Origin of the sequence: Actinoplanes sp. OR16 (genome assembly GCF_004001265.1) — a bacterium.
Lineage (GTDB): Bacteria > Actinomycetota > Actinomycetes > Mycobacteriales > Micromonosporaceae > Actinoplanes.
In genome coordinates, this window is record NZ_AP019371.1 from 5,951,400 (window position 1) to 5,974,806 (window position 23,407).

23 protein-coding genes are annotated in these 23,407 nt (G+C 70.7%); 8 read left to right on the forward strand and 15 right to left on the reverse strand.

What is annotated here, in order from left to right:
* Nucleotides 1–52 precede the first annotated feature (52 nt).
* Genes EP757_RS27210 through EP757_RS27230 form a run of 4 tightly spaced genes read right to left on the reverse strand, consistent with a single transcriptional unit; the run spans nt 53 to nt 4,406 of the window.
* Nucleotides 53–283, reverse strand: a complete 231-nt coding sequence (locus EP757_RS27210; protein WP_127550682.1) for a DUF3040 domain-containing protein — start codon at nt 281–283, stop codon at nt 53–55.
* A 60-nt stretch (nt 284–343) separates the two neighbouring features.
* Nucleotides 344–1,918 carry an amidohydrolase family protein gene (locus tag EP757_RS27215; RefSeq protein WP_127550684.1) on the reverse strand — a complete coding sequence of 525 codons (1,575 nt, stop codon included), beginning with the start codon at nt 1,916–1,918 and terminating at the stop codon, nt 344–346.
* Nucleotides 1,919–1,935: 17 nt separating this feature from the next.
* Nucleotides 1,936–3,327, reverse strand: a complete 1,392-nt coding sequence (locus EP757_RS27220; protein ID WP_160165898.1) for an SLC13 family permease — start codon at nt 3,325–3,327, stop codon at nt 1,936–1,938.
* Nucleotides 3,324–4,406, reverse strand: a complete 1,083-nt coding sequence (locus tag EP757_RS27230) for a M20/M25/M40 family metallo-hydrolase (RefSeq protein ID WP_127550690.1) — start codon at nt 4,404–4,406, stop codon at nt 3,324–3,326. The genes EP757_RS27220 and EP757_RS27230 overlap by 4 nt, the downstream gene beginning before the upstream one ends.
* Before the next feature lie 102 nt (nt 4,407–4,508).
* On the opposite strand from EP757_RS27230, the gene EP757_RS27235 reads away from it, so the two are divergent.
* From EP757_RS27235 to menC, 3 genes are read left to right on the forward strand one after another with little or no spacing between them, the layout of a single operon-like run.
* Nucleotides 4,509–5,177 (forward strand): GNAT family N-acetyltransferase, encoded by a 669-nt coding sequence (locus EP757_RS27235; protein ID WP_127550692.1) that lies wholly within the window; start codon nt 4,509–4,511, stop codon nt 5,175–5,177.
* Nucleotides 5,174–5,800, forward strand: a complete 627-nt coding sequence (locus EP757_RS27240; RefSeq protein WP_127550694.1) for a MurR/RpiR family transcriptional regulator — start codon at nt 5,174–5,176, stop codon at nt 5,798–5,800. Before EP757_RS27235 ends, EP757_RS27240 begins: the two co-directional genes overlap by 4 nt.
* A complete protein-coding gene (gene menC, locus EP757_RS27245; protein WP_127550696.1) occupies nt 5,797–6,906 on the forward strand; it encodes an o-succinylbenzoate synthase in 1,110 nt (369 codons plus the stop codon). The genes EP757_RS27240 and menC overlap by 4 nt, the downstream gene beginning before the upstream one ends.
* 57 nt (nt 6,907–6,963) lie before the next feature.
* Here the strand turns inward: menC and EP757_RS27250 are convergent, their stop codons facing one another.
* The 3 genes from EP757_RS27250 to EP757_RS27260 form a co-directional block, all read right to left on the reverse strand.
* On the reverse strand, nt 6,964–7,446 hold the full coding sequence (locus EP757_RS27250) for a YfbM family protein (protein ID WP_160165899.1): 483 nt from the start codon (nt 7,444–7,446) through the stop codon (nt 6,964–6,966).
* Nucleotides 7,447–7,607: 161 nt separating this feature from the next.
* Nucleotides 7,608–8,588 carry a phosphotransferase gene (locus tag EP757_RS27255; RefSeq protein ID WP_127550700.1) on the reverse strand — a complete coding sequence of 327 codons (981 nt, stop codon included), beginning with the start codon at nt 8,586–8,588 and terminating at the stop codon, nt 7,608–7,610.
* Complete coding sequence (locus EP757_RS27260) at nt 8,581–9,411, reverse strand: alpha/beta fold hydrolase (RefSeq protein WP_127550702.1); 831 nt, start codon at nt 9,409–9,411, stop codon at nt 8,581–8,583. The genes EP757_RS27255 and EP757_RS27260 overlap by 8 nt, the downstream gene beginning before the upstream one ends.
* Before the next feature lie 82 nt (nt 9,412–9,493).
* On the opposite strand from EP757_RS27260, the gene EP757_RS27265 reads away from it, so the two are divergent.
* Entirely contained in the window at nt 9,494–9,988 is a 495-nt protein-coding gene (locus EP757_RS27265) for a sigma-70 family RNA polymerase sigma factor (RefSeq protein WP_127550704.1), read from the forward strand.
* Nucleotides 9,985–10,899, forward strand: coding sequence for a hypothetical protein (locus tag EP757_RS27270; protein ID WP_127550706.1), 915 nt, complete (start codon nt 9,985–9,987; stop codon nt 10,897–10,899). The genes EP757_RS27265 and EP757_RS27270 overlap by 4 nt, the downstream gene beginning before the upstream one ends.
* A gap of 109 nt (nt 10,900–11,008) precedes the next feature.
* Here the strand turns inward: EP757_RS27270 and EP757_RS44495 are convergent, their stop codons facing one another.
* The 4 genes from EP757_RS44495 to EP757_RS27285 all read right to left on the reverse strand — a co-directional run bounded on the left by EP757_RS44495 (nt 11,009) and on the right by EP757_RS27285 (nt 15,052).
* Nucleotides 11,009–11,131, reverse strand: a complete 123-nt coding sequence (locus EP757_RS44495) for a hypothetical protein (RefSeq protein WP_255435152.1) — start codon at nt 11,129–11,131, stop codon at nt 11,009–11,011.
* Between the two features lie 630 nt (nt 11,132–11,761).
* Entirely contained in the window at nt 11,762–13,126 is a 1,365-nt protein-coding gene (locus EP757_RS27275) for a transaminase (RefSeq protein WP_127550708.1), read from the reverse strand.
* 23 nt (nt 13,127–13,149) lie between these two features.
* A complete protein-coding gene (locus EP757_RS27280) occupies nt 13,150–14,238 on the reverse strand; it encodes a YncE family protein (RefSeq protein WP_127550710.1) in 1,089 nt (362 codons plus the stop codon).
* 184 nt (nt 14,239–14,422) lie between these two features.
* Nucleotides 14,423–15,052: a hypothetical protein gene (locus EP757_RS27285; protein WP_127550712.1), complete on the reverse strand. Its 630-nt coding sequence runs from the start codon at nt 15,050–15,052 to the stop codon at nt 14,423–14,425.
* A 1,524-nt stretch (nt 15,053–16,576) separates the two neighbouring features.
* Here EP757_RS27285 and EP757_RS27295 point away from each other — a divergent pair.
* Together EP757_RS27295 and EP757_RS27300 are read left to right on the forward strand one after the other, a co-directional pair.
* Nucleotides 16,577–17,062: a hypothetical protein gene (locus EP757_RS27295; RefSeq protein WP_127550714.1), complete on the forward strand. Its 486-nt coding sequence runs from the start codon at nt 16,577–16,579 to the stop codon at nt 17,060–17,062.
* Nucleotides 17,059–17,706: a hypothetical protein gene (locus EP757_RS27300; protein ID WP_127550716.1), complete on the forward strand. Its 648-nt coding sequence runs from the start codon at nt 17,059–17,061 to the stop codon at nt 17,704–17,706. The genes EP757_RS27295 and EP757_RS27300 overlap by 4 nt, the downstream gene beginning before the upstream one ends.
* Before the next feature lie 328 nt (nt 17,707–18,034).
* Here EP757_RS27300 and EP757_RS27305 read toward each other — a convergent pair whose 3' ends face one another.
* The 3 genes from EP757_RS27305 to EP757_RS27315 form a co-directional block, all read right to left on the reverse strand.
* A complete protein-coding gene (locus tag EP757_RS27305; RefSeq protein WP_127550718.1) occupies nt 18,035–18,277 on the reverse strand; it encodes a hypothetical protein in 243 nt (80 codons plus the stop codon).
* A 183-nt stretch (nt 18,278–18,460) separates the two neighbouring features.
* Complete coding sequence (locus EP757_RS27310; RefSeq protein ID WP_127550720.1) at nt 18,461–19,561, reverse strand: helix-hairpin-helix domain-containing protein; 1,101 nt, start codon at nt 19,559–19,561, stop codon at nt 18,461–18,463.
* Nucleotides 19,562–19,643: 82 nt separating this feature from the next.
* The gene (locus EP757_RS27315) at nt 19,644–20,996 is read right to left on the reverse strand and encodes an APC family permease (protein WP_127550722.1); all 1,353 of its coding nucleotides are present in this window, start codon (nt 20,994–20,996) and stop codon (nt 19,644–19,646) included.
* 84 nt (nt 20,997–21,080) lie between these two features.
* Here EP757_RS27315 and EP757_RS27320 point away from each other — a divergent pair, with 84 nt between their 5' ends.
* Entirely contained in the window at nt 21,081–21,503 is a 423-nt protein-coding gene (locus EP757_RS27320) for a universal stress protein (protein ID WP_127550724.1), read from the forward strand.
* On the opposite strand, the gene EP757_RS27325 is transcribed toward EP757_RS27320, so the two are convergent.
* Nucleotides 21,494–23,350, reverse strand: coding sequence for a glycosyl hydrolase family 28-related protein (locus EP757_RS27325; RefSeq protein ID WP_127550726.1), 1,857 nt, complete (start codon nt 23,348–23,350; stop codon nt 21,494–21,496). The two genes, EP757_RS27320 and EP757_RS27325, sit on opposite strands and share 10 nt — an antisense overlap.
* Between the last annotated feature and the right edge of the window lie 57 nt (nt 23,351–23,407).

The window sequence follows — 23,407 nt, forward strand, 5'->3', positions numbered from 1 at the left end:
GTCATCGAGATGGCCGGTCTGCGGGAGCTGGTCGAGGTGGGCGGCTCGTGATCTACGGCCGCCGGCTGCGGTGGCGGCGGATCAGGACGTATGCGACGGCGACCGCGAAGACGTCCACGGCGATGAGCAGGCCGGGCCAGCTGAACAGCAGCATGACGAGGGGCACGGTCAGGAACAGCAGGACGCAGAGCACGGTCACGGTGGGGAACGGCACGTCCTGCGTGGCCGGCTCGAATTGTCGTTCCAGGTCGGCGATGATGCGGCGGTCCCGATCGGAAAGCATCGATGGACTCCCGGGAGTCTCCAACGTCGCCAGCTTACCCGGATCCGGCCGCCGCAAACGTCAGGGACGGGTGAGGCGCAGCGCTTTCCCGCCGCGGGCGCCGGTGACCTCGCCATCGTCGACCGCGATCACTCCGTTGACCAGGACGGTGTCCACTCCGGTCGCGAGCCGCCACGGCCGGTCGTAGGTGGACCGATCCGCGATCCGGCCCGGATCCAGCACCACCAGGTCGGCCGCGGCGCCGGTCGCGATCCGGCCGCGGCCGGTCAGGCGGGCCCGCCCGGCCGGGAGCGACGTGGATTTGCGGACGGCCTCCTCGAGGGTGAGCACGTGCTCCTCCCGGACGTAGTGGCCGAGCGCGCGGGCGAACGTCCCGAAGCTGCGGGGATGCGGGGTGCCCGTGCCGGAGGCGTCCAGGATCCATCCGTCGCTGGCCACCGCGGCCAGCGGGGACGCGAGCACCGTGCGGACGTCCTCCTCGGCCATCGCGTGATTCACGATCGCGACGTCGCCGTGCCCGGCCAGCACCGCGATGACCACCATGGCCGGTTCCATGCCGAGGGCCGCGCCGATCTCGGTGAGCGACCGGCCGGCCTGTTCCTGGAACGGGCCGGGACCGAGTTCGGCCAGCACGATCCCGGACGGATCGATGTCCCGGCCGAACCGCTCGCGCAGACCGTGGATCACCTTGGCGCGCCCGTCCGGGTCGCCGAGGCGGCGCGCGACGGCGAGGGCGCCGCCTTCCAGTGCCCAGGCGGGCAGGCGCGAGGCCAGGGAGGTGCTCGAAGCGGTGTACGGGTAGACGTCGCACGCCACGTCGAGTCCGGCAGCCCGGGCGTCGGCGATCAGGGAGAGCGCCTGCCGGGCCCGGCCGTGATTGCCCGGTCCCATGCTCTTGAGGTGGGACACCTGGAGGCGGGCGCCTGCCGTTCGCGCCGTCTCGATCGCCTCGGTGACGGCCTCGATGACGTGGTCGGTCTCGTTGCGGACGTGCGTGGAGTAGAGGAGATCGTGGGCGGCTGCCGCCCGTACCAGGTCGATTATCTCGGCTTTCCGGGCGAAGAGTCCGGGTGGATAGATCAGGCCGGTGGAGAAGCCGTGCACGCCCTGCGCGGCAGCGTGATCGACGTGGCGACGCATCTCCGACGATTCCGATTCATCGGGCGCACGATCGTCGGCGCCCAGCACCGCCGAACGGATCATGTTGTGGCCGATCTGAAGAGCGAGATTCACCCCCGGTCGTACGGCGTCCAGCATCGTGGCATAACCGCCGGCGTCCGACCATTCCCAGCCCAGCGTCGTCGGGTCGAAACCGGCGAACCCTCCCGTGTCGCGATTGCGGTCGGTGAGCGGGAACGGCGAGTGCCCGCAGTTGCCGCCAACGAGAGTGGTGACGCCCTGCGCGAGCTGGGTGACGGCGCCCGGTGACGACGGCAGGGTGAAGTCGGCGTGCGAGTGCAGGTCGACGAAGCCGGGCGTGACGACCCGGTCCCGGGCGCTGATCATCCGGCGGCCGGTGAGGGGCGCGGTGCTGATCGCGCTGATCCGGCCGCCGTCGATCGCCACGTCGGCGCGGCGCCCGGGTGTGCCGGTGCCGTCGACGACGGTCCCGCCGGTGATCACGATGTCATGCACGTTCGGTCGTATCCCTTTCACAGCTCGATGTACAGCAGGATCGCGTAGACGCCGACCGCCGGGATGAGGATCGCCCAGCCGGCCAGCAGGATGGCCCGCAGGTTGAGGCACCGGGCCAGGCCCATCGCGCCGATCATGTTGGCGTTCGGGAACGGGCCGTAGGTGTCCGCCTTCGACGCGAACAGCAGCACCACGATCCAGCTCGCCATGCCGATCCCCGCGCTCGCCGCGATCTCGCCGAAAAGCTGGTCGAGGAGCACCACCTGGGCGGCCGTGGCGCCGGGCACGCCGACCCAGCCGAGCAGCGCGATCGCGATGGCCAGGGCGAACGGGCTGAGCCCGGCCATCTGGTCGCCGTACCGGGCGAGGACCACGTCGAACGGGCCCAGTTCCTCGATCGCCACGAACAGCGCCGCGAGCAGCAGGAACAGCCCGAGCATGCCGAGCATCCCGCGGCCACCGGCGGCGAGCGCCCGCAGCGTGCCGGTGAAACCCAGCCCGCCGGCCAGGCCGGTGAGGACGCCGAGCAGCGGCAGCGCCACCAGCGGGACGACGAGCCCGGCGTTCGCCACGATCGCCCAGACGACCGCTGCCACCAGCACGGACGCGAAGACCGCGGTGGCGATCGAGGCCCGGCGGCCGGGCGCCGTGGCCTGTTCCTCGGACGCCCGGTCCTCGTCGTCGTAGTGGTCGGTGGAGTGCCGCTGCATCCAGCTCACCACCGGCAGCCCGACCAGCAGCGACACCGCGACCAGGGGCAGGGCGCCGTAGAGCAGGTACTGGCCGTACCCGGCATCCGCCGCCGACATGATCGCCACATTGGATCCGGCGAACGGCGCGAGGGCCAGTCCCGCACAGCCGCCCACGAACATCATCGCGGCGGTGGCGCTGCGGGTGTACCCGAGCCGTGCCGCCACCGGGATGACCAGCGGCGCCGCGACCGCCAGCGCGCCGCCGAGCGTTCCCAGGGCGGCGACCAGGATCAGGCAGGCCACCATGATCGCGAACGAGGTGACCCGTGGCCCGCGGCCGTCCACCAGGCCCACGCAGGCCCGCACGATCACGTCGGCCACCCGGGTCCGGCGCATCACCTCGCCGACGGCCGCCCCCAGCACGATGATCACGCCGATCAGCGTGACCTGGTTCCCGATCGACGCCACCGCCAGGGAGCCCAGCCCGGCCGGGGCCGGAAGCAGCACCAGCAGCGCGGCGAGGGTGCTGACCAGGGCGGCCGGGAGCATCCCCATGCCGCTGACCACGAGCACGCCGAACAGCCCGATCGGCAGCAACCCCCAGATCGTCGGCGTCCCGGTCGTGAGGCCGCAGACCAGAGCCGCGACGAGTCCCGCCGCCGCGACGGCCCAGGCCGTGATCGCTGCCGGTCGCCGGGTCGCGACGTCGAGGGTCATCGGCGGAACCCGGTCAGGAGAGCGGTGAGCAGGGCGATCCGCTCATTCATCCCGGTTCGGGACACCCATTCGGTACGGGCGTGAGCGCCGCCCCCGCGAGGCGCGAGACCGTCGACGGTCGGGACGCCCATCGCGCCGGTCGTGTTCGTGTCGGCGGCCCCGTCGGCGGGGCTGCCGCCGATCTCCTGACCGATGCCGGCCGCGACCGCCGTGATCCCGGCGAGCAGCGCATCATCGGTGGCGGGCTTCCAGGTCGGGCGGTGGGACAGCAGCTCCGTGGCGACCTGCGCCTTCTCGCGGACCGGGCGCAGCGACCGCAGCAGGCCGACCACCGCCTCCTCGTCCGCCGGGTCGACGAACCGCAGCCCCAGGTCGGCATGGGCCCTCCCGGCCACGACGTTCGTCCGGCCGCCACCGGCGATCGTGCCGGTGTTGAGCAGCACCGGCCGGTCCGCCACAGCGGCGCGGACCCGCAGGAGCTGGTCGATCAGCTCGTCGATGGCGTTCGCGCCGGCGTCCGGATCGAGCGCCGCGTGGGCCTCCACGCCGGTCACCGTGATCCGTGCCCGGGTGCTGCCCCGCCGCCCGGTCTTCAGGTCGCCGCCCGGGTGCGGCGGCTCCAGCCCGAGCACCGCCGAGGCCCGCGACGCCTCGGACCGCACCAGCTCGCCGGCGGTCGGCGACCCGATCTCCTCGTCTGCCACCACGATCACCCGGATCTCCGGATGCCTGCTGCCGGCCAGTCCCCGGACGGCCTCGATCAGGCAGGCGAGCCCGGCCTTGGTGTCATACACCCCCGGCCCGCGAACGACGTCACCCTCGACCGTCCACGGCATCGTCGCGAGCGTGCCCACCGGCCATACCGTGTCGTAGTGGCTGAGCAGCAGGATCGGGCCGCCCTCGCCACCCGTGCCGGGAAGACTCCACACCAGGTGATCGCCCGAACGGCCGACGGTGAATCCCGCCTCGGCAGCGTCCGCGTCGAGCACCTCGGCGAGGGCGCCCAGCGCACGCGTATCGCCGGTGGGTGATTCCAGCACCGTGTAGCGATGCAGCGCCTCAAGCGCAGTGGCTGACATATGCGAAACCTAAGTTGCGCATTGCATGTTGTCAACGAGCTGCTTTACGGTCAGGATGGCGGACATACGATCGCTATCTTTGACGCTGACCGGGAGGTGCACATGACGCTGATCCGCGACCTGAGCGGGCTCGCCGAGTGGACGGCGGCCTCCGCTCTGTACCGCTCGGTGTTCGGCTACACCGGACCGGAGTGGGGGCTCAGCCCACGCCTGCTCGCCGCGTTGCGGGAGAACGCGGGCACGGTGATCGGCGCGTTCGACGGGGACGGCACGCTGATCGGCTTCTGCTACGGGTTCACCGGGGTCGAGGGCGGCGCGATCTATCACTACAGCCAGGCCGCCGTCGTCGCGGCGAGCGCGCAGGGGACCGGCGTCGGACGGCTGCTGAAGCAGGCGCAGGCCGCTGCGGCGCGGGCGACCGGGGCGCGGTCCATGCGGTGGACCTTCGATCCGTACGCCCTGCGCAACGCCCATTTCAACTTCACGGTGCTGGGCGCTGCGGGGATCCGTTTCCTGCCCGATTTCTACGACGAACCCGGTACGGATCGCGTGCTCGTGAGTTGGGATCTGGAAAGCGGCGCTGCCACCCGTACGAATGCGGGGGAAAGCGTGGTCGCCCCCGCGAGTGACCGATTCGCCGCGCCCGAGCCCGCAGATCGCCGCCGGTTGCGCCGCCGGTTGATGGACCGGTTCGCAGCCGGGAACCGGCTTGCCGGCGTGACCCGGACCGGCGACGCCGTGGCCTACACGTTCGAGAATGTCTCCTCGTGAACTCCTCTCCTTCCGAGCGCTTCGACCGCAACGTGCAGCGGCGGTCCGCGCAGGTGCTCAAGCAGCGCGTTCTGGAACAGCAGCGGGCCGAATTCGAGAAGGCTCTCGCGTGGGCCGCGGAACAGGACGCCATCGAGCGCGCGGCCGCCCTTCTGGTGTCGGCCCGCCGCCGTTTCCTGCTCGGCTACGGCAAATCGCACAGCTACGCCTCACTGCTCGCCGCCGATCTCAGCGCCGGCCTCTCCGGGGTGCATCTCGTCGACGGCGCGGCACTGCGGTCGATCGACGTGCTCAGCGACATCCGGCAGGGTGACCTGCTCGTAGCGGTGTCGATGGCGCGGTACCGGCGGGAGACCGTGGAGATCGCGTCGGCCTACGCCCGGCACGGCGGCGACCTGATCCTGGTGACCGACGCCGAGGACGCGCCGTTGTCGGCGATCGCCACGACCAGCATCGTCATCGGTTCGGAAAGCGCCTCCTACGCCAATTCGCCGACCTCGGTGGTGCTCGCCCTGCACCTTCTCGCCACCCTGACCATCGCCAGTTCCAAGGGCGCCGGCCGCCGGCTGCGCGAACGCGACGCCCTCGCCGCCGAACTCGGCCTCTACACGGAAGAACAATGACCCGAATCGAGCGAGTATCCCTGCGGCGGGTCCGCCTGCCGCTGGTCCATCAATTCCAGACCAGTTCGCACGCGAAGCGGTTCCTCGAGCACATCCTGGTGCGCTGCGAGAGCGCGGACGGCGTCGTCGGCTGGGGCGAGATCGCCTCACCGAGCGGCCCGTTCTACTCGGCCGAGACGGCCGACTCGTGCTGGGCGATGGCCCGGGACTTCCTCATCCCGATCGCCCGCGGCGCGGCCTGGGAACAGCCGGCGGAATTGGCCGGCGCCATGGCGAAGGTGCGCGGCAACCATTTCGCCCGGGCCGGATTCGACATGGCCGCCTGGTCGCTGCACTCCGCCGCCTCCGGGCTCTCGCTGGCAGCGGCCCTCGGCGGCACCCGGTCGCGGGCCGAGGCGGGCGTGTCGCTGGGCATCGAGCCGACCGTCGACGCGCTGCTGGAGCAGGTGGCGGCGCGGGTGGCCGAGGGCTACCGGCGGGTCAAGCTGAAGATCGCGCCGGGCTGGGACGCCGAGCCGGTCCGTGCCGTGCGTGCCGCGTTCCCCGACGTGCCGGTGCACGTCGACGCGAACGGCGCCTACCGGCCGTCGGACGCCGCGATCTTCACCGAGCTCGACGAGCAGGGCCTGCTGATGATCGAGCAGCCGTTCGCGCCGCGCGCCCTGGTGGCGCACGCCGAGCTGCAGTCCCGGCTGCGGACGCCGATCTGCCTGGACGAGAGCGTCGAGGACGTGGAGGACCTGGTCACCGCGCTGCGGCTGGGCGCCGGACGGGTGCTGAACATCAAGGTGTCCCGGATGGGCGGTCTCACCCACGCGGTGCGCGCCCACGACGTGGCCCGCGCCGCCGGAGTGCCGGTGTGGTGCGGTGGCATGCACGAGTTCGGGATCGGGCGCGCCGCGAACGTGGCGGTCAGCTCGCTGCCCGGCTTCACGCTGCCGTCCGACGTGTCCGGCTCCGACAAGTATTACGCCCGCGACGTCACCACCCGCCCGATCGTCTGCGCGGACGGCTGGGTGGACGTGCCGTCGTCGCCGGGGCTGGGCTGGGAGCCGGACCTGGAGTTCATCGAGTCCCGGACCGTCGACCGGGTGGACGTGTCGTAGGGGCCGGCTCATGGCTCTACCCACCGCGGCGGCGTCCTGCGTGCACTCCGACCGGCGCTAGCTCTTCCAGAGGATGATCGGCTCGTTCCCGGCGGCGGCCGCCTGGAAGAGGGCGACCAGGTTGCCGTAGGAGTCCTCCAGGTACTCCAGGGCCCAGTCCTCGTCCCAGATCGCCTCGGGATAGACGTTCGCGAGGGTCAGCTCGGCCGGGTCGTAGTGCCGGGCCAGCGACGTGAACGGGGTGCCGGAGAGGAAATGGGCCGCGGCCGTCACCTGCTCGGCGGTGAGCAGTCGCGGCGCGTCCGCACTCCACGCGCCGGCCGTCAGCGGCTCGCCACCGGAGATCACGTCGACCGGTGGCGCCAGCTTCGCCAGCAGGTGGCGCAGACCGTCCCAGGCCTTGCCGCTGTCCATGCCGCGGTCGTCCATGCGCAGGTCGTCCGCGTACTCGAGTGCCTCCGCCGGCGACTCGACGAGAAGACCGCGAAGCTCGGCGAGCTCATCCGGACGCAGGCGGACATACGTGGTGATCACGCTCATGGGACTCGATCTCTCCTGTTGACGCCGGCTCTTTCTTCGACGCCGGCTCGTTCCTGGCGCCGGGGGATCGCGGATTTGCCGCAAGCGTGCTGGAGGCGGGCGGTCCAGGTCAAGCGACGATCTCATCCCCGTCACTTTCCGGGAGTGCCGGGCCGGGCTGATCAGTGACCGGGAGCGGTGGGGCGCAGATAGCCTCGCAGGTAGGTGAGGGAGTCCGGCAGATCCTCGCCGCGGCGTAGTTCGTCGACGAAGACGGCGATGTCGAACAGGGTCCAGCGGATCGGATACAGATCAAGGGCGGGCATCGATATCGTACGGCCGGTCAGCTGCTCGTAGCGGCTCAGCACCATCGCGTCGTCTCCCGCGGGCTCCTCGCCGACCAGGTCCGCGAACCGCCGGGTCAGCATCCACAGGTCGCGTTCGGCCGGCGCGATCGCCACCGTGTTCCAGTCGATCAGGAACAGACCTGACGTCGTACGCAGGAAGTTCCCCGGATGCGGCTCACCATGGGTGAGGACCCAGTCCGTGGGCTGGACCGCGGCGAGGCGTTCACTGTCGGTCAGCCATCGCCGGACATCGGCCTCCCGGGCCGCCAGCAGGGCGCGTGCCTCCTCCGCATACGGTCCGGCGTCCCACGGTTTCCCGAGTTCACTCAGCGCGATCTCGAGCTTCTCCCGGGCGGGCACGCCGAGATCGAGGCGGGGCGCGACGGCCGGCGGCACGGTGTGCAGCCGGGCCAGCAACTCGACGACGGCGAGACGGTCCTCCGGCGGGTGTGGCGCGAAGGGGCCGGACTCGGCGTCGAGCAGGGGATACAGCGTTACGACGTACCGGGAGGAGAGCCGCCGCAGAACCTCCCCGGTCCGGTCGGGCAGAGGGGCGAGGACGAAGTCGAGCCCGGAATCCTCGTGCAGCGAGAGCGCCGTGAGCAGGGAACGCCGGATCCGATCGAGCTCGGCCTGCCGGCCGGACGGGTCGAAACCGAGATCGTCCACCTTGACGAACCAGCGCTGCGCGACCGACCAGTGGTGACTGCCCGCGCCCACCGGCAGGAACTCGATCTCCTCGGCCGTGATCCCCCAGCCGGAACGAAGCGCCGACAGCAGATCGGTCTCGGTCAGGTCGGCGGGCGGCTTACGCATGTGCGGCGGCGAGCCACGCCATCGCGTCCTCCGCCTGCGCCGGCAGCACCGAGATGTGGCCGGCGCCGGGCGTCACCCGCAGCTCGGCGTCCTTGATCCGATCGGCCAGCCAGGCGCTGTGGGCGGCCGGCACCATGAGATCGTCCGCACCGTGCGCGAGCAGCACCGGAACGCTGATCGCGAACGGATCGAAGCCCCACGGATTGACGTAGGCGAGATCGTCGTCGATGAGCGGCGCGGGGCCACCGGCGACCGCCGGCTCGACGACGGAGCCGAACCAGCCCCACACACCCTCCAGGGCGGCCCAGTCGGCCTCGGTGAAGTCGACGTCGGTGATCGACGGGTTCGCGACGTACGCCTCCTTCGCGGCACGCCCGGCGGCGGCGGCCCGGAGCGAGGCGACGCCACCCGGGCCGATCCCGGCGAACCAGTCCAGGCCGTCGGCGTCGAACGGCGCCAGACCGGAGATCGAGACCGCCGCCGTGACGCGGCCGGGCAGGAGCGCGGCACAGGCCAGGGCGTGCGGGCCGCCACCGGAGTGACCGAGGACCGCGAACCGCTCGACACCCAGCGCATCGGCGACCGCCGCCGCGTCGCCGGCCGCTGAGGCGACGCTGCGATCGGGGCGTGGCGACGATCCGCCGTACCCGGGCCGGTCGTAGGCGACGAAACGGATCCCGGCCTGCTCGGCGGCCGCGAAGAGCGGGGCCGGTGGCGTACCGATGTTGGGGGTGCCGTGGTGCCACATGACGACTCTGTCGCCCTCGCCCCACGAATATGCGTGCAGGACGCCGCCGTTCACCGGCACATCGGTCTCGATCATTCGACCACAATAGAAAATTCCCGGCGGCGCACTCCACATTTCCCGCCACCGGCCGCGTCACGAGGGGCGGAAGGGAGCGCCGGTGACGTTCGAGGAGTTCCTGGCGGCGCGGCTCGCGGCGCTGCTGCGGTACGCCACGGTGCTGGCCTGCGATCCGCACCTGGCCGAGGACATCGTCCAGGAGGTGCTGGCCCGCTGCCAGCCGCGGTGGGGCCGGATCGCCGCTGCCGACGTGCCCGAGGCGTACGTGAAACGCATGATCATCAACGAGCTGGCCTCGTGGCGGCGGCGCCGGGCCGCCCGTGTCGTGCCGCTCTCCCACGACGCCCTGGAGACCGTCACGACGCCGGCCGCCGACACGCAGGCCGAGGTCGGCGAACGGGACGCCATGATCCGCCGGATCGCCCGGCTCCCGGTGCGGCAGCGGATCGTGATCGCGCTGCGGTTCTACGAAGGCCTGAGCGATCAGGAGATCGCCGACCTGCTCGGCTGCCGGCCGGCGACGGTACGCAGCCACACCTCACGGGCACTCGCGAGCATGCGCGCCGATACTTCGCTGATTGGAGGACGTCGGTGAACGAACAGCTGATCACTGACGCGTACGAGGCGATCGCCGCCACCGCGGTCTCGCCGGAGCGGGTGCGCGCCCGCATCGACGCCCGGACCCGTGTCCACCGCCGGCGCCGGCTGCTGCTGGCCGGCGCCGGGCTGGCCACGGTCGTCGCGGCGGTGGGGTTGCCGCTGGCTCTGTACGACCGGCGCGGTGATCTCCCGGCGGCGCCCGCGCTCGAGGCGCCCCTCTTCTACGCGCCCGGCTGGCTGCCGGGCGGGGTGACCGAGCGGTATCGGTCGGTCACCTTCGACACCCGGACCGGAGAAGGGCTCGGGGCGACCCGGCGGTGGTATCCGAAGGGGTCGCCGTACTCGGTCGTGGTCCCGCCGGGCAGCGTCGGCATCACCGTCGGCGAGCGGCTGGAACCCGAGGTCAGCGAGCCGGTGACGGTCGGGTCGGCGCGCGGGATCCGGTGGGTCGCCAGCGATACGGCGCACGTGCAGTGGCAGCCGGCCGGCGGGCCGGTGATCCTGGTGTCGGCCTACGGCACCGCCGACGACGAGGACACCGCGCTGCGGATGGCACGATCGGTCACGCCGACGGCGGAGAGCGTCGCGGTCACCCTGAGCGCGCCGGAGATTCCCGCCCGGTTCGAGGGGACCGCCGTCTACGAGGTGTATCCGGCCGGCTTCCTGTCCTATGACGACGGCTGGCAGGCGGCCGGATATCAGGCGCTGACCGTCGACTCGGGCACGGCGCGGAACGTGGGGTTCGCCCTGTCCACCACGCCGCCGGAGTCGGGCACGCCGTTCCAGGCGGTCGAACGGGACGACATCATGATCTACCTGACCGGCGAGGTTCTCACGGCCGCCGAGGCACTGCGAATCTTGGAGCGGGTGGAGTGCGAGTCGCCCGATCTGTCGTGGGCATCGTAGAGATGGTGAATCGTCGCGACGGTTCACGGTGTCGTGGTGTCGTGGTGTCGTGGTGAGGCGATCTTGGAGCTTGCGGCGGGACGGTGGCGATCTTGGACGCAGTGCGTAGTCACTCAAGATCCAAGCCCTCGCGGTGAGCGCCTGCAGCGTCGGCGGCGTCGGCAGCGCCGGCCAGCTCACCCCCACCGCCGCCACCGCCACCGCCACCGCACGGATCTTGAGCGATGCTCACCCCTCCAGGGTGCGATATCACTCAAGATTTGGAGCCTCGTCGAGTTTGCCGCCGGCCACGACACCCACTCTGCGCACGGTCACCGCCCGTAGAGACAACGCCTCCTGCCTACGTCAGGGCGTTCGCTCTCCACACAGAACCTCACCACTCCAAGATCCTTCGGCGCGCAGCCGGCTGTGGTCTATTGCTGTCCCGCCTCCGCCACCACGGCAATGGGCCACAGCTGGATGAGTGAACCCGTGTAACGACCTCCGATACGCCCCGACTCGCCAGCAATCGTCGAGCGTGACAAGCAGCGCCATTGCCACCCCTCAGATCTTGAGCGACCTTCACCCCTCCGCGATACAGCATCACTCAAGATCCGGGCTGTGCCGTGAGCGCTGCCAGCTCGTGGCCCTGCCCTCGCGCCTCTCTGCTGCACGCCTGTCTGCCGACCCGCCTGCCCGCCCGCCTGCCTGCCCGCCTGCCGATCTTGGGTGATCTTCACCCCTCTGCGGTGCAACTTCACTCAAGGTCCGGGGCTGTGCCGTGAGCGCCGCGGTGTTCACGCCCTCGACTGCTCCTGCCCGCCGATGTTGGGTGACCTCCACCCCTCCGTGCCCGGGCGGAACGTCCAAGATCAAGCATCGGTCAGGTCAACTCGGCCAGCGCGGTGTCGAAGATCTCGTGGTGTCGGGAGACGTCGGCGATCGTCGTCTCCGGGCACATCAGCGCCATGTTGTGGAACGGGGTCAGCAGGATGCCGCGGTTCGCCAGGTAGACGTGCAGGAAGTCCTCCAGCTCCGGGTCCGCGCCACGGGCCGATTCGGTGCCGTTGCGCGGGGCCGGATCGGCGAAGCGGTACTCCACGCGCGCCCCGAGCCGGGAGACCGACCACGGTAATCCGTACCCATCAATGATCTTCTGAATGCCGTCCGCGAACGCCGCCGCTGTCCCGATCATGTGATCGAAAGCGGACTCGGTGAGTACCTGCTGGAGCGTGGCCCGGGTGGCCGCCATCGACACCGGGTTGCCGGCGAGGGTGCCGCCGACGCCGCCCATGTCGACCAGGTCGAGATCGCCGCGGCCGCTCAGCCGATCCGCGAGCTCCCGCGACAGGCCGTAGGCGCCGACCGGCACGCCGCCACCGATCGCCTTGCCGATCGTGACGACATCGGGCTCCAGGTTCCAGGACGCGGTAGCCCCGCCCGGTCCGGCCGAGAACGTGTGGGTCTCGTCGTTGATGAGGTAGGTGCCGTATCGGCGGGTCAGTTCCCGTACCCCCGCAAGGTAGCCGTCGTCGGGAAGCACGATGCCGATATTGGTCAGCGCCGGCTCCATCAGCACGGCCGCCACGTCACCGTGCGCGAGCTCCCGCTCCAGGCCCTCCAGGTCGTTGAACTCGGCGACCCGGCTCGTCTCGGTCACGTCCACCGGCGCGCCGACGTTTCCTTCCCGGGAGACGCCCCGGCCGTCCGGACCGACAACGATCAGCGACTCGTCGACCGAGCCGTGGTAGCAGTAGCTGTTGACGAGGATCTTGGAGCGGCCGGTGACGGCACGCAGCAGGCGGATCGCCCAGCGGTTCGCATCCGTGGCGGTCAGCGCGAAACTCCACAGCGGCAGGCCGAACCGGCGGGCCAGCTCGGCGCCGGCGACCGCGGCGTCCTCGGTCGGCAGCATCGTCGACAGGCCGCCGAGCTCGCTGATCCGCCGGGTCACGGCCTCGGTAACGGCGGTGGGGGAGTGGCCGGCCATCGCGCCGGTGTCGCCGAGCGCGAAGTCGATGAACTCGTTGCCGTCGACATCGGTGATCCGGTTCCCGCGCGCGGTGGCCAGATGGATCGGGAAACCCGCCGCCGTCTTGTTCATCCACGTCATGGGTACGCGGCCGAAGAGATGATCAGCTTTCTGGTACGCCGCAGCCGAACTGCGGTGCCGTTCACCGAAAGCAGCGCGCTCACGTTCCGCAAGTCGTGACAGGTGGGCGCGAGAGAATCCGGAATCCGTCGACATGGCGCGACGTTACCAGGGAATCGTCACTTCTCAGAGGTCCTGAGCACGGTAACCGTACGTCCCCTCCCGTCCGTCACGTAGAGCCGCAGGCCGTCCGGTGAGATCGCCACGACCCGCGGGCTGTCGCCGACCTTGACCGTGGACACCACCTTCGCGGCGTTCATGTCGACGACCGACACGTTGTCGGAGCCCTCGTTGACGATGTACGCGTGCTTGCCGTCCGACGACACCATCACCGCCTGCGGTTCCTTGCCGACGCTGATCTGCTTGATCTGGCGCATCGTGGCGGTGTCGAAGATCTGCACCTTGTCCAGGTCGTAGTTCGTGACGATCAGCTTCTTGCCGTCCGGCGTCAGCGCGATGGCGTGCGGCGTCTTCGCGACCTTGACGTTCCGCTGCACCAGCCGGTCCGCCGTGTTGATCACCGACACCTGCGCCGACTCGTGGTTCGCGGTGTAGGCGACGCTGCCGTCCGGTGAGAAGGTCACCCAGTGCGGGTTCGGCGGCACCGAGATCCGGCCCGATTCGGTCAGCGTCTTGTCGTCGTAGATCTCCACCCGAGCGCCGTTGTGGATCGGCACCCACACATCGCCATCCGGTCCCACAGCGGGTTCGAAAGGCCTCGGCCCGGTACGGATGGCCTTCACCAGGCTGCGGCTCTTCGTATCGATCACGGCGAGCCCATTACCGGTGAAGTCGTTCTCGAACATGCTGGCGTAAACGCGGCTGCCGTCCTGCGAGATCGCGATGAACCGCGGCGTGTTCGGCACCTTGACCTTGGTGATCTCGCGGCTGCCGACCTGGATGAAGTGCACGTCCTTCGAGTTCTGGTCGGCGACGTAGACGGTCTTGTTGTCCGGCGACACCACCACGCCCTCGGGCTCCTGCCCGAGCTGGAACTTGTCGATCACCACGGGCTTCGTCAGCGAGACCGGCACCTCGGCGGCGGGCGGCTGCCCGGTCGGCGGCGGTTCCTCACCCGGCGGCTGCTCGTTCTGCTGCGGCTGCTCCTGAGCCGACGGCGTGGCAGGGGCGTCGTCAGTCCGCAGTAGACGGACGCCGAGATAGCTGCCCGCCGCGAGCAGCGCCACCGCGAGCAGGATCGCCAGCACCTTGCCGGCTTTACGGCGAGGCTTCTCGTCGTACGGCTCACCGTAAGGCCCCGCCGGTGGCGGCGACCCGGGCTGCGCAGTCCCGCGAACCGTGGCGGGATAGTTGGCCGCGGGCGTGGCCGCATAGCCGCCGGCCGCCGAGCCCGGATATCCACCGGGCGCCGGGGTGGACTGCCACCCTGACTCAGCGGGCGAGGCAGGCCAGGTGGAGACGCGGGATGTCGGCTGCCCCCAGGGGTCCGCGGGCGGTTGCTGCCCGGCGGAAGTACTCCAAGGATCGTCGGCCGTCGTGCTGGACCACCCCTGGCCCGGCGCTTGTCCTGGCCCACCGGAGGCGGGCCACGGCGCGCCGGCCTGTCCCTGAGGCCACGGGGCATCCGGTTGACCCGATGCGGGCGCTGCCGGAGCCCCGGCCGCCCCCGATGTGGGGGAGGCGGGTGGCCACGGCGTACCGGGGTGACCGGAGGTGGGTGGCGCTGGTGTCCAGTCGCTGCCCGGCTGCCCCGATGTAGGTGCTGCCGCAGGCCACGCCGCGGCCGGCTGCCCGGAGGTGGGTGTCGCGGCGGGCCATGTCGCGCTCGGTTGTCCGGAGGTAGGTGTCGCGGCGGGCCATGTCGCGCTCGGTTGCCCGGAGGTGGGTGTCGCGGCGGGCCATGCTGCGCTCGGTTGCCCGGAGGTGGGTGTCGCGGCGGGCCATGCTGCGCTGGGCTGTCCGGGCGTGGGTGCCGGTGGTGTGCCGGGCTGGTGGGAGGGTGTGGTGGTCGCGGGCCAGCCTGTGCCCGTCGGCTCGGCTGCGGAAGTCGTCTGCGGCCACGTCGGGTTCGGCTGGCCTGAGGTCGGCGCGGTTCCCTGGCCCGGGGCGGCTTGAGGTGGCCCGCTCGCTGCACCTGACGTAGGGGCGGCGCTGGATGTGGGCGCTGCACCTGCCGTAGGGCCGGAACCTGCCCACGGGTCGTTGGAACCCGGGCCTCCGCCGGGCCAGCCTGAGGTCGGAGCCGGTGTGGCGGGCCAGGGGCGGGTCGACGGGTCGGTAGGCACCGGCCGCGCCGGCAAGGGATCGGTCATGTCGGCGTCGGTGGGGTGTGAGCCGGTACGGGTGGGTGGGGTCAGCCAGGGATCACCGGCAACGCCGTGGTGGCTCGGGCCGGGCCAGGGCTGCGGCGGGGTCGGCTCTTCGGGCACCGGGGTGACGGGGGCCGCGCTGTCGGACGACCGAACCGGAGTGCCTGCGTCGCCGGGTTGCGTGGCGGGGTCCGCGTCGGCTGAGGGCCGCGGTGGTGCGTCCGCGTCGGCGGATGCTGCCGCGGGTTCCGGTTCATGGTCGGGGCCGGGGGTTGGTTGCTGCGGTTCTTCGGGTTCTGTGGCGGGCGGTTGCTGCTGGGTTCGCAGCCAGGCGGCGCCCGCAACCGAACCTGACGGCCAGGAACCGGCGGCGCTCCAGCCCTGGTAGCCGGTCGAACCCGGTCCACCCTGATCCGCAGCCGCTTCAGGCTCCGCAGCCGCTTCAGGCTCCGCAGCCGCTTCAGGCTCCGCAGCCGCTTCAGGCTCCGCGTCCGGCGGCGGCGACTCCTGAGGTGTGGCCGGCTCGGCTGATGATCCCCACGTTTCGTCCGGCCGGCCGGGTGCCGCCGGCCGGTCTGTGGCGCTGTCGGGACGTTGCTCAGGCACCGGGCCGCCGTTCGCCGAACCCTCGTCGCCCCTGTCCGCCGGAGCACCCGGCGCAGGCGCCATCTCAGGCGCCGTCGACGACGGGGCTGCGCCGCTCACCGGCGCTGCCGTCCACGCTACGGACTGGGGGGAGCCTGCGTAGCCCGTACCCGATGGCTGGTCTGATCGTGAATTGCCCGGTGGCGGTGCGCTCCAGCCGAATCCTCCGCTCGTGGCTGTGGGCCAGCCTCCACCCTCCTGAGGGGCCGGGCGGGCAGCGGGAACGCCGCCGGCAGGAGCCGGTGGTGGTGCGGTGGCCGGTGAGACGGGTGCGCTGCTGACGGGAGAAGCCGCCGGCAACGGGATCGGCGGCGCGGCTTGGGAAGAAGGAACCGCGGGACCGGTCTCCGGCGTGGGTTGCGCGGGCACAGGCGGGCCGACCTCCGGCGACGGCTGCGAAGAAGGGACGGCCGGCAACGGCTGCGAAGAAGACGAGACGGCTGGCCACGGCTGCGAAGAGGAGACGGCTGGCAGCGGCTGCGACGGCCCACCCGCCGCGGCGGGCAGTGTCAACGGCGGCGGCCATCCGGCTGCACCGGCGGCGGGCAACTCGGCGGCGGGCCGGGCGCCGTTCACCCCAGGCGTAGGGACGAACCCGCCGGTCGCCTCCAACTCGTCGGAGACTTCGCCGGTGACGACGAGACGTGCCGTCCCGGCCGGGCCTTCCAGCGTGACGATCCCGTCGAGGCGACCCGCCGTCGGGAACCAGGACACCTTCAGCACGCTGCCCTCGAGCCGCGCGTGCAGCCCCTCCGCCGAACTGGTCACCGCCGAGGCGACGGTCAGCGGTGGACCTTGGACGGGCACGCCCGCGGCCAGCTGGCGGGTGCCCGGCGGGACGCGGCCGAAGTCCAGGGCGGGTTCGGTCAACCGTACCGATGTGCGACGCAACGCAGCTGCCGCCGCGGCAGCCACCCGGCCCTCACCGGTGGTCATGCGCCGCAGCGTCTCGCGGGCCTCGACCGCGCGGGTGAGGTCGCCGCCGGCCGCCGCCGTGGCGAGCGCCGCGATCATCGTCATCTGGTCGGAGCCGGGGCGGCGGATGCGGGAGAGGTACGGCTGGCGGCCCGAACCGAACACCCACTGCCGTACGCCGGGGTCGCGTTCGCGCAGGTGATCGTGGAGTTCGCCGATGCCGACGAAGCCGTCGCGGTCCCGGTCGGCGCCGCCGTTGCGGATCCCGTCAGCGATCATGCCGGCGAAGGTGGGCGGTTCCGGCCGCGCGGTGGTCGCGATCACGATGCGGCTCTGCGACTCCGCCGTTCGTGCCGCACGGAAGTGGTGACCGGCGTCGACCGGCCCGCCGGTCCGCCCGTCGAGCAGCACCACGGACTGGCCGGCGGCGCTGCGCTGCATCATCGTGGCGATCTGCGCGACGTCGACCGCGGTCTCGGCCGGCCGTGCCATCGCGGTGTCGGTGCCGGCGAGGTACAGCCCTCCGCCCGGCCCGGTCAGCATGATCCCGCGGAAGTAGAGCAGCAGCAGGTCGTCCTGATCACGGCCCTCGAACAGCGCCGTGATCCGCGCATACGCCTCGGCGGCGCCGGCATCGTGCAGGTACGCCACGTCGAACCCGCCGAGCCCGCCGTCCCGCAACGCGTCGCAGAGCACGGGAACATCCGCGGTCGGCACCGCGAACCTGCGCAGAACAGGATCGTCCTGGTGCTCGACCGTCACCACCACTGCCAGTCGTCGGCCGCTCATCGCATCACCCTTCATCCATGGTGCGATGCCCGAGCCTGCCACGAAACCCCTCGATGACTACGAAAAGCCATCGGCCGAGAACACAGCGTTGTTGATCTAGCTGGTTCCGAAGGGGGTGATTATGGCGATCTACCTGCGATGATGTTGGTCTTGAGGCATGTGTTCCGGCCCGAGCCGAATTCACTGGATTCAGTGGATCTGGCACGCTGACGGATATTTGTCAGGCCCTTCCTTGTACGAGGGAAGGCCCACTGGCGTGCGTGTCGAGTCAGAGCGCGGATCGCACCGGAGCTGACCGAGTCGGGTGTCCGGGGCTTTACAGCTTCGCTGCGGATGGTGGCGGCACCAGCCGGCGGTACTGACCGCAATCGCTGATCGGGAACGGTCAGACCAGGAGGTCGATGGTCTGGTGGGCGGCGCGGATCCGGGCCACGTCGTTCGCCCGGGCGGCCTCGATGCGGGACACCTCGGCGGCGGCGTTCTGGATCGTGGCGCGGATCGAGGTGACGGTGCCCGGGTCGGCGCCGCCGGCGGTGATCGACTCGGCCAGCTTGACGCGGCTGCTCTGCAGCCGGCTCCAGGCGACGGCGCTGCTCCAGGTGGAGGCGGTGGCGGCGGAGACGTTCATCAGGACTCCTCGGGGTCGTACCGGTGGGGACGGCCCTGAACATCGTCTGACTCGCTCCTGACCTGCAACTTCTGCCAGTGAGCTATGCAACAGCTGTGCAACCTCGGCGGTTGCTGGACGGAAGAGGCCGCGATCGGGTACGAGGGGAGCACCCGATCGCGGCCGTACGCTCGAACCCGGCCGTCAGCTCTTGACGGAGGCGAGTTCGCGAGCCTTCTCCGGCCAGGTCGACAGGGTCGGGGCGAGACGCATCCCCGCGTCGGTCACGGCCTTCTTCAGGGAGGCGACGTCGGAGTCGGCGAGCTTGGCGTACGTGGTGATCCCCGCAGCGGCGAGCGCCATGGCCATTTTCGGACCAATGCCACCGATCTTGGTCAGGTCGTCGGGCTCCGGAACGTCAGCCGGCACGGCCGCGGCGATCTCAGCGGGCGTGAGAGGAGCAGCCTCCGGCTCGTCATCGGCGACCGCCTCGGCCCCGACCGGCGCACCGACGCTCTCAGCGGCGACGGGCTCAGCGGCGGCGACGGGCTCGGGTGCGGCGACCGGCTCGGGGGCGGTAACGGGCTCAGCGGCGGCGACGGGCTCGGGTGCGGCGACCGGCTCGGGGGCGGCGACGGGCTCAGCGGCGGCGACGGGCTCAGGTGCGGCAACCGGCTCGGGAGCGGTAACGGGCTCAGCGGCGGCGACGGGCTCAGGTGCGGCAACCGGCTCGGGAGCAGCGACCGGCTCGGGGGCAGCAACGGGCTCAGCAGCGGTGATGGGCTCGACTGCGGCGACCGGCTCGTCGACGACCGGGGCGGCGGGGGTGGCGGGCTCGGTGACGACAGCCGTCTCGGGCTCGGCTGCGGCAACCGGCTCGGCCGTGGTGGCCTCACCCTCCGGCGTGGACTCGGCGGGCGCCGGGGTGACGACGGCTTCGAGCTTCGGCGCTTCGATCGGCGCCACCTCTGAAGTGACGGCCGGCGTGACAGCGGGCGCGACGATGGACTCGACAGGCGTCGACTCAGTGGCGGGCGACTCGACGGGCGTCGACTCAGTGGCGGGCGACTCGACGGGCGTCGACTCAGCGGCGGGCGACTCGACGGGCGTCGACTCGGCGGCGGGCGACTCGACCGGCTCGGCGACAGCGACGGCGGCGGGAGTGGTGGCGGCCGTGGGAACGGCTGCGGGGGCGGGATCGGCGGGGGAGGAGACCGGCTTGGCGGCGCCGAGGCGTCCCTTGATCAGCCAGCCGGCTACTACGCCGATCACGAGCCCGGCAACAAAGTAGAGGAATGATGCCATATCGGGCCTCCGGACAGGAGATGGGGGTGCATGTGGTAGCGGGCAGCTTTCCACATCCCATCACGACGTCAGGAAGAGGGTGTCACCTCGACAAACTCGGCAGGAAGCGGTTCGCGGCGTAGGTGGCCGCCCACAGCACCACGCCGATGATCAGCAGGACGCCGGCGACCCGGTAGTCGGTCGAGGCGCGGCCGGACAGTGGGCTGGCGAGGAAGGCGCAGGCCAGTGCCCCGAGCACCGGGATCACCGTGGGCGCCTTGAAATGGTCGTGGTCGACCGGGTCGCGGCGGAGGACGAGGACTGCCACGTTCACCACCGTGAAGACGCAGAGCAGCAGCAGGGCGGTGGTGCCGCCGAGCGCGGTCAGGTCGGCGAACCAGATCAGGCCGAACGCGATCACGGTGGTGAAGACGATCCCCACCCAGGGGGTACGCCGGGTCCGGTGCACCCGGCCGAGGACGCGCGGCAGGACCCGCTCGTTCGCCATGCCGTAGAGCAGCCGGCTGGCCATCATCATGTTGATCAGGGCGGAGTTGGCGACCGCGAACATCGTGATGAAGGCGAAGATCCCGAGCGGGAAGCCGGGGGCGCCGGCCGAGACCACCTTGAGCAGCGGGGTGTCGCCCTCGCCGAGTTCGGCAGGGGAGACCAGGGCGACCGCCGAGATGGCGACCAGCACGTAGATCAGGCCGGTGATGCAGAGGCCGGTCAGCATCACTTTCGGGAAGATCCGTACTGGATCGCGGGTCTCCTCGGCCATGTTCACCGAGTCCTCGAAGCCGACCATGGCGAAGAACGCGAGGGCCGTTCCCGCGGTCACCGACAGGGTGATGCTGTCGCCCGCGGGCGTGTTGAACTCGGTGAGCCGGGACAGGTCGCCGTCGCCGCCGCCGAGCGCCCACGCGCCGATGAAGATGACGATCAGCAGGCCGGTCAGCTCGACGCAGGTCAGGACCACGTTCGCCTTGACGCTCTCGCCGACGCCCCGGAAATTGATCAGTGCGACCAGGGTGATGAAGCCGAGAGCGATGGCGGTGAGGGCGAATCCGTCGCCGAGCGTCAGGTCGAAGGCCTCGGCGAAGTTCCCGGCGAACGCCTTCGAAGCGCTCGACGCCGAGGTGAGGCCGGAACACATCACCGCGAAGGTGACCATGAAGGTCAGGAAGTGGATCCCGAACGCCTTGTGCGTGTAGAGCGCCGCGCCGGCCGCCCGCGGGTACTTGGTGACCAGCTCCAGATAGCTGAACGCGGTCAGCAGCGCGACCACGAAGGCCAGCAGGAACGGCAGCCAGACCGCACCGCCCACCTCGTTCGCGACCTTGCCGGTCAGCGCGTAGACGCCGGTGCCGAGGATGTCGCCCACCACGAACAGCAGCAGCAACGCGGGCCCGATGACCCGGTTGAGCGTGGGCTGTTCCTGTTCGGTATCAGTCATGTCCGCCACCTCCCGTAGAACGGGTCCACTGCGGAACAGTGACGTTACCCGTACCTTGAGTGATGGGAAACCTGGGAGGTCATCATGCGCATCGTGCTCGCCGCGAATCCCGAGGCCGATCAGCCGTGGGTGACCGACGCGGCCGCGGACCTGGTCCGGCAGACCGGCGCCACGGTCGCGGTGGTGGCGGTCGACGAACTGGAGATCGAGCATCTGGCACCGCTGCCACGCAGTGTCTACACCGAGCGCGCGGAACGGGCGAAGGACAACGCCGTGCGGAGGCTGGCGGACGCGGGCATCGAGGCGACGGGCACGGTCCTGCCCGGCCGCCCGGTGGATCAGATCATCCGATTCGCTGAGGAGCAGTCCGCCGACCTGATCGTCGTCGGGTCGAGCGTCCGCCCCCTGGTGGCTCAGCGGCTGCTCGGAAGCGTGCCGCTGAGCCTGATCCAGAGGGCGGGCCGCCCGGTGCTGGTGGTCACGCACCCCTCAAAGGATCAGGGGTAGTCGACCACGTAGACCGGCTGACCGACCTTGGTCATGTCCGCTGCCTCGCCGACGCCGTTCACCACGTGGTTGATGACGCCGGCACTGAGGTTGACGGTCATGATGTGGTGCAGCTTCACTCCAGGCGTCTTCGGGACCTCGAACCCGTTCTCGGTCTGGATCGAGGGGTTGTTCTGGTTGAAGACGTAGACGCCCCCGCCGTACAGGGAATGGGTCTTGACCTTGGAATTGACCTTGTATCCCGCATAGCCGAGGGTGGATCCGTTCATCCAGTCGGCCTGCGTCGGCGGGTCGTAGGGCAGCTCGTTCTGGTAGAGCACGGTGGTGCCCCGCTCGCCGTTCCAGACGGTGTTGTACTTCTGGAAGTGCTCCACGAACAGCCCGGTCGCGGTGACGTCGTCGCCGTTGATGACCGCGCCGTAACGACCGGTGTTCGTCCTCCACCGGTCGGTGTCACCGTTCACGCCCTCGGTGAAGCCCTCGACGCCGTGGTCCCCGCGCCACACCCAGGTGTGGTCGATGAGCACGTCGTCGCTGTTGACCTCGAGCGCGATGTTGGTCTTGCCGATGTGCGGGCCGCCGACCCGGAAGTACACGTCGCTCAGCGTCGTCGGGTTGCTCGGCGACGAGATGCCGAGGCCGTGCTTCTTGCCGACGCGGAGCAGGACCGGCGACTCCTTGGTGCCTGCGTCGATGGTCACACCGGCGACGATCACGCCGGGCACGTCCGCGACGTCGAGCGGGATCGAGCCGCCGACAGCGGTGAGCGTCGCGTGACCGATACCGAGGACGACCGTGTTCGGCCGCCACACCTCGATGCTGCGGGCGATGTCGTACACGCCCGGGGTGAGCAGCAGGTTCTTGCCGAGCGCCAGCGCCAGGTTGATCTTGGCAACCGAGTCGCCCGGCTTGGCGATGTAGAAGTCGGACAGCGGGAGGGTGCGACCGGCGCCGTCCCAGTTGGTGCCGCTGGTGTTGCGCTTCGCCGCCGGCACACGGACCTTGTAGGAACCGGACGCGTCGACGAACAGGTACGGCTTCTCCCGGCTGACCGGGGTCTTCTCCAGGGTGGTGTACTGCGGCGCCGGGAACGTCGAGTCGTCCGGAGCGCCGACGACACCGGAGAACACCTGGTTCCACACGGCGTTCGACCAGCTCGCCACCTCGCTGTCGCGGGTGAGCCACTGCTGCTGCGAGCCGTTGGTGGTGGCCGGCAGCTTGGAGTTGGCGATGAATCCGCCGCTCGCGTACTGCGGGCCGGCGGTGCAGTAGTCCATCAGCGACAGTCCGCCGCCGGTGAACTGGACCCGGCGCATCGAGACGGCCTGCGAGACGGCCCAGAAGTTGGCCGTCTGCCGGCAGCCGTCCTGCCCGGCTCCGTTGATGTTGACGGTCAGGTTGGAGATGGTGCGCCAGAAGTTGACCAGCGCGATGCAGTTCGGGTTGGCCGGGTCGGCGCTGAGGCAGCGGTTGTAGACCTCCACCTTGCCGTTGATGACCACGTCGCCGGGGTTGGCGCCGAGACCGCTGATCTCGGTGTAGTAGCCGACCTGGAACTGCAGCGGCTTGTCCGCGGTGCCGTACGTGCCCGGCTTGAACAGGAACGCGTACCGCTGCGTGCCCATCTCGTTGTCGACCTGCTGGGCATGAGTGGCGTCCAGCTTGGCCTGAATCTCACTGACCGGCATGCTGGGATCGAAAACGGTCACGTTGGAGCCGAGGTTCGGCGTCGCCGACGACTTCGTCGCCGACGGGGTGGCGGCGGCCGGGCTGCCTAGGGCGCCGGCTGCCGCGAGTGCCAGGCCGAGGGCGGCTGTCCCGGCGGTTATCCGGCGGAATCGCGTCATGCGGAGGGTTCCCTTCCGTAACAAGATCGCAATGATCCCGGTCACAGAAGCAATCGG

Excerpts from the sequence above, each read along its gene's own strand:
- EP757_RS27210 (WP_127550682.1), bottom strand. The coding sequence starts at position 283 with ATGCTTTCCGATCGGGACCGCCGCATCATCGCCGACCTGGAACGACAA.
- EP757_RS27220 (WP_160165898.1), bottom strand. The coding sequence starts at position 3,327 with ATGACCCTCGACGTCGCGACCCGGCGACCGGCAGCGATCACGGCCTGG.
- EP757_RS27230 (WP_127550690.1), bottom strand. The coding sequence starts at position 4,406 with ATGTCAGCCACTGCGCTTGAGGCGCTGCATCGCTACACGGTGCTGGAA.
- EP757_RS27235 (WP_127550692.1), top strand. The coding sequence starts at position 4,509 with ATGACGCTGATCCGCGACCTGAGCGGGCTCGCCGAGTGGACGGCGGCC.
- menC (WP_127550696.1), top strand. The coding sequence starts at position 5,797 with ATGACCCGAATCGAGCGAGTATCCCTGCGGCGGGTCCGCCTGCCGCTG.
- EP757_RS27250 (WP_160165899.1), bottom strand. The coding sequence starts at position 7,446 with ATGAGCGTGATCACCACGTATGTCCGCCTGCGTCCGGATGAGCTCGCC.
- EP757_RS27255 (WP_127550700.1), bottom strand. The coding sequence starts at position 8,588 with ATGCGTAAGCCGCCCGCCGACCTGACCGAGACCGATCTGCTGTCGGCG.
- EP757_RS27260 (WP_127550702.1), bottom strand. The coding sequence starts at position 9,411 with ATGATCGAGACCGATGTGCCGGTGAACGGCGGCGTCCTGCACGCATAT.
- EP757_RS27275 (WP_127550708.1), bottom strand. The coding sequence starts at position 13,126 with ATGTCGACGGATTCCGGATTCTCTCGCGCCCACCTGTCACGACTTGCG.
- EP757_RS27305 (WP_127550718.1), bottom strand. The coding sequence starts at position 18,277 with ATGAACGTCTCCGCCGCCACCGCCTCCACCTGGAGCAGCGCCGTCGCC.
- EP757_RS27310 (WP_127550720.1), bottom strand. The coding sequence starts at position 19,561 with ATGGCATCATTCCTCTACTTTGTTGCCGGGCTCGTGATCGGCGTAGTA.
- EP757_RS27315 (WP_127550722.1), bottom strand. The coding sequence starts at position 20,996 with ATGACTGATACCGAACAGGAACAGCCCACGCTCAACCGGGTCATCGGG.
- EP757_RS27320 (WP_127550724.1), top strand. The coding sequence starts at position 21,081 with ATGCGCATCGTGCTCGCCGCGAATCCCGAGGCCGATCAGCCGTGGGTG.
- EP757_RS27325 (WP_127550726.1), bottom strand. The coding sequence starts at position 23,350 with ATGACGCGATTCCGCCGGATAACCGCCGGGACAGCCGCCCTCGGCCTG.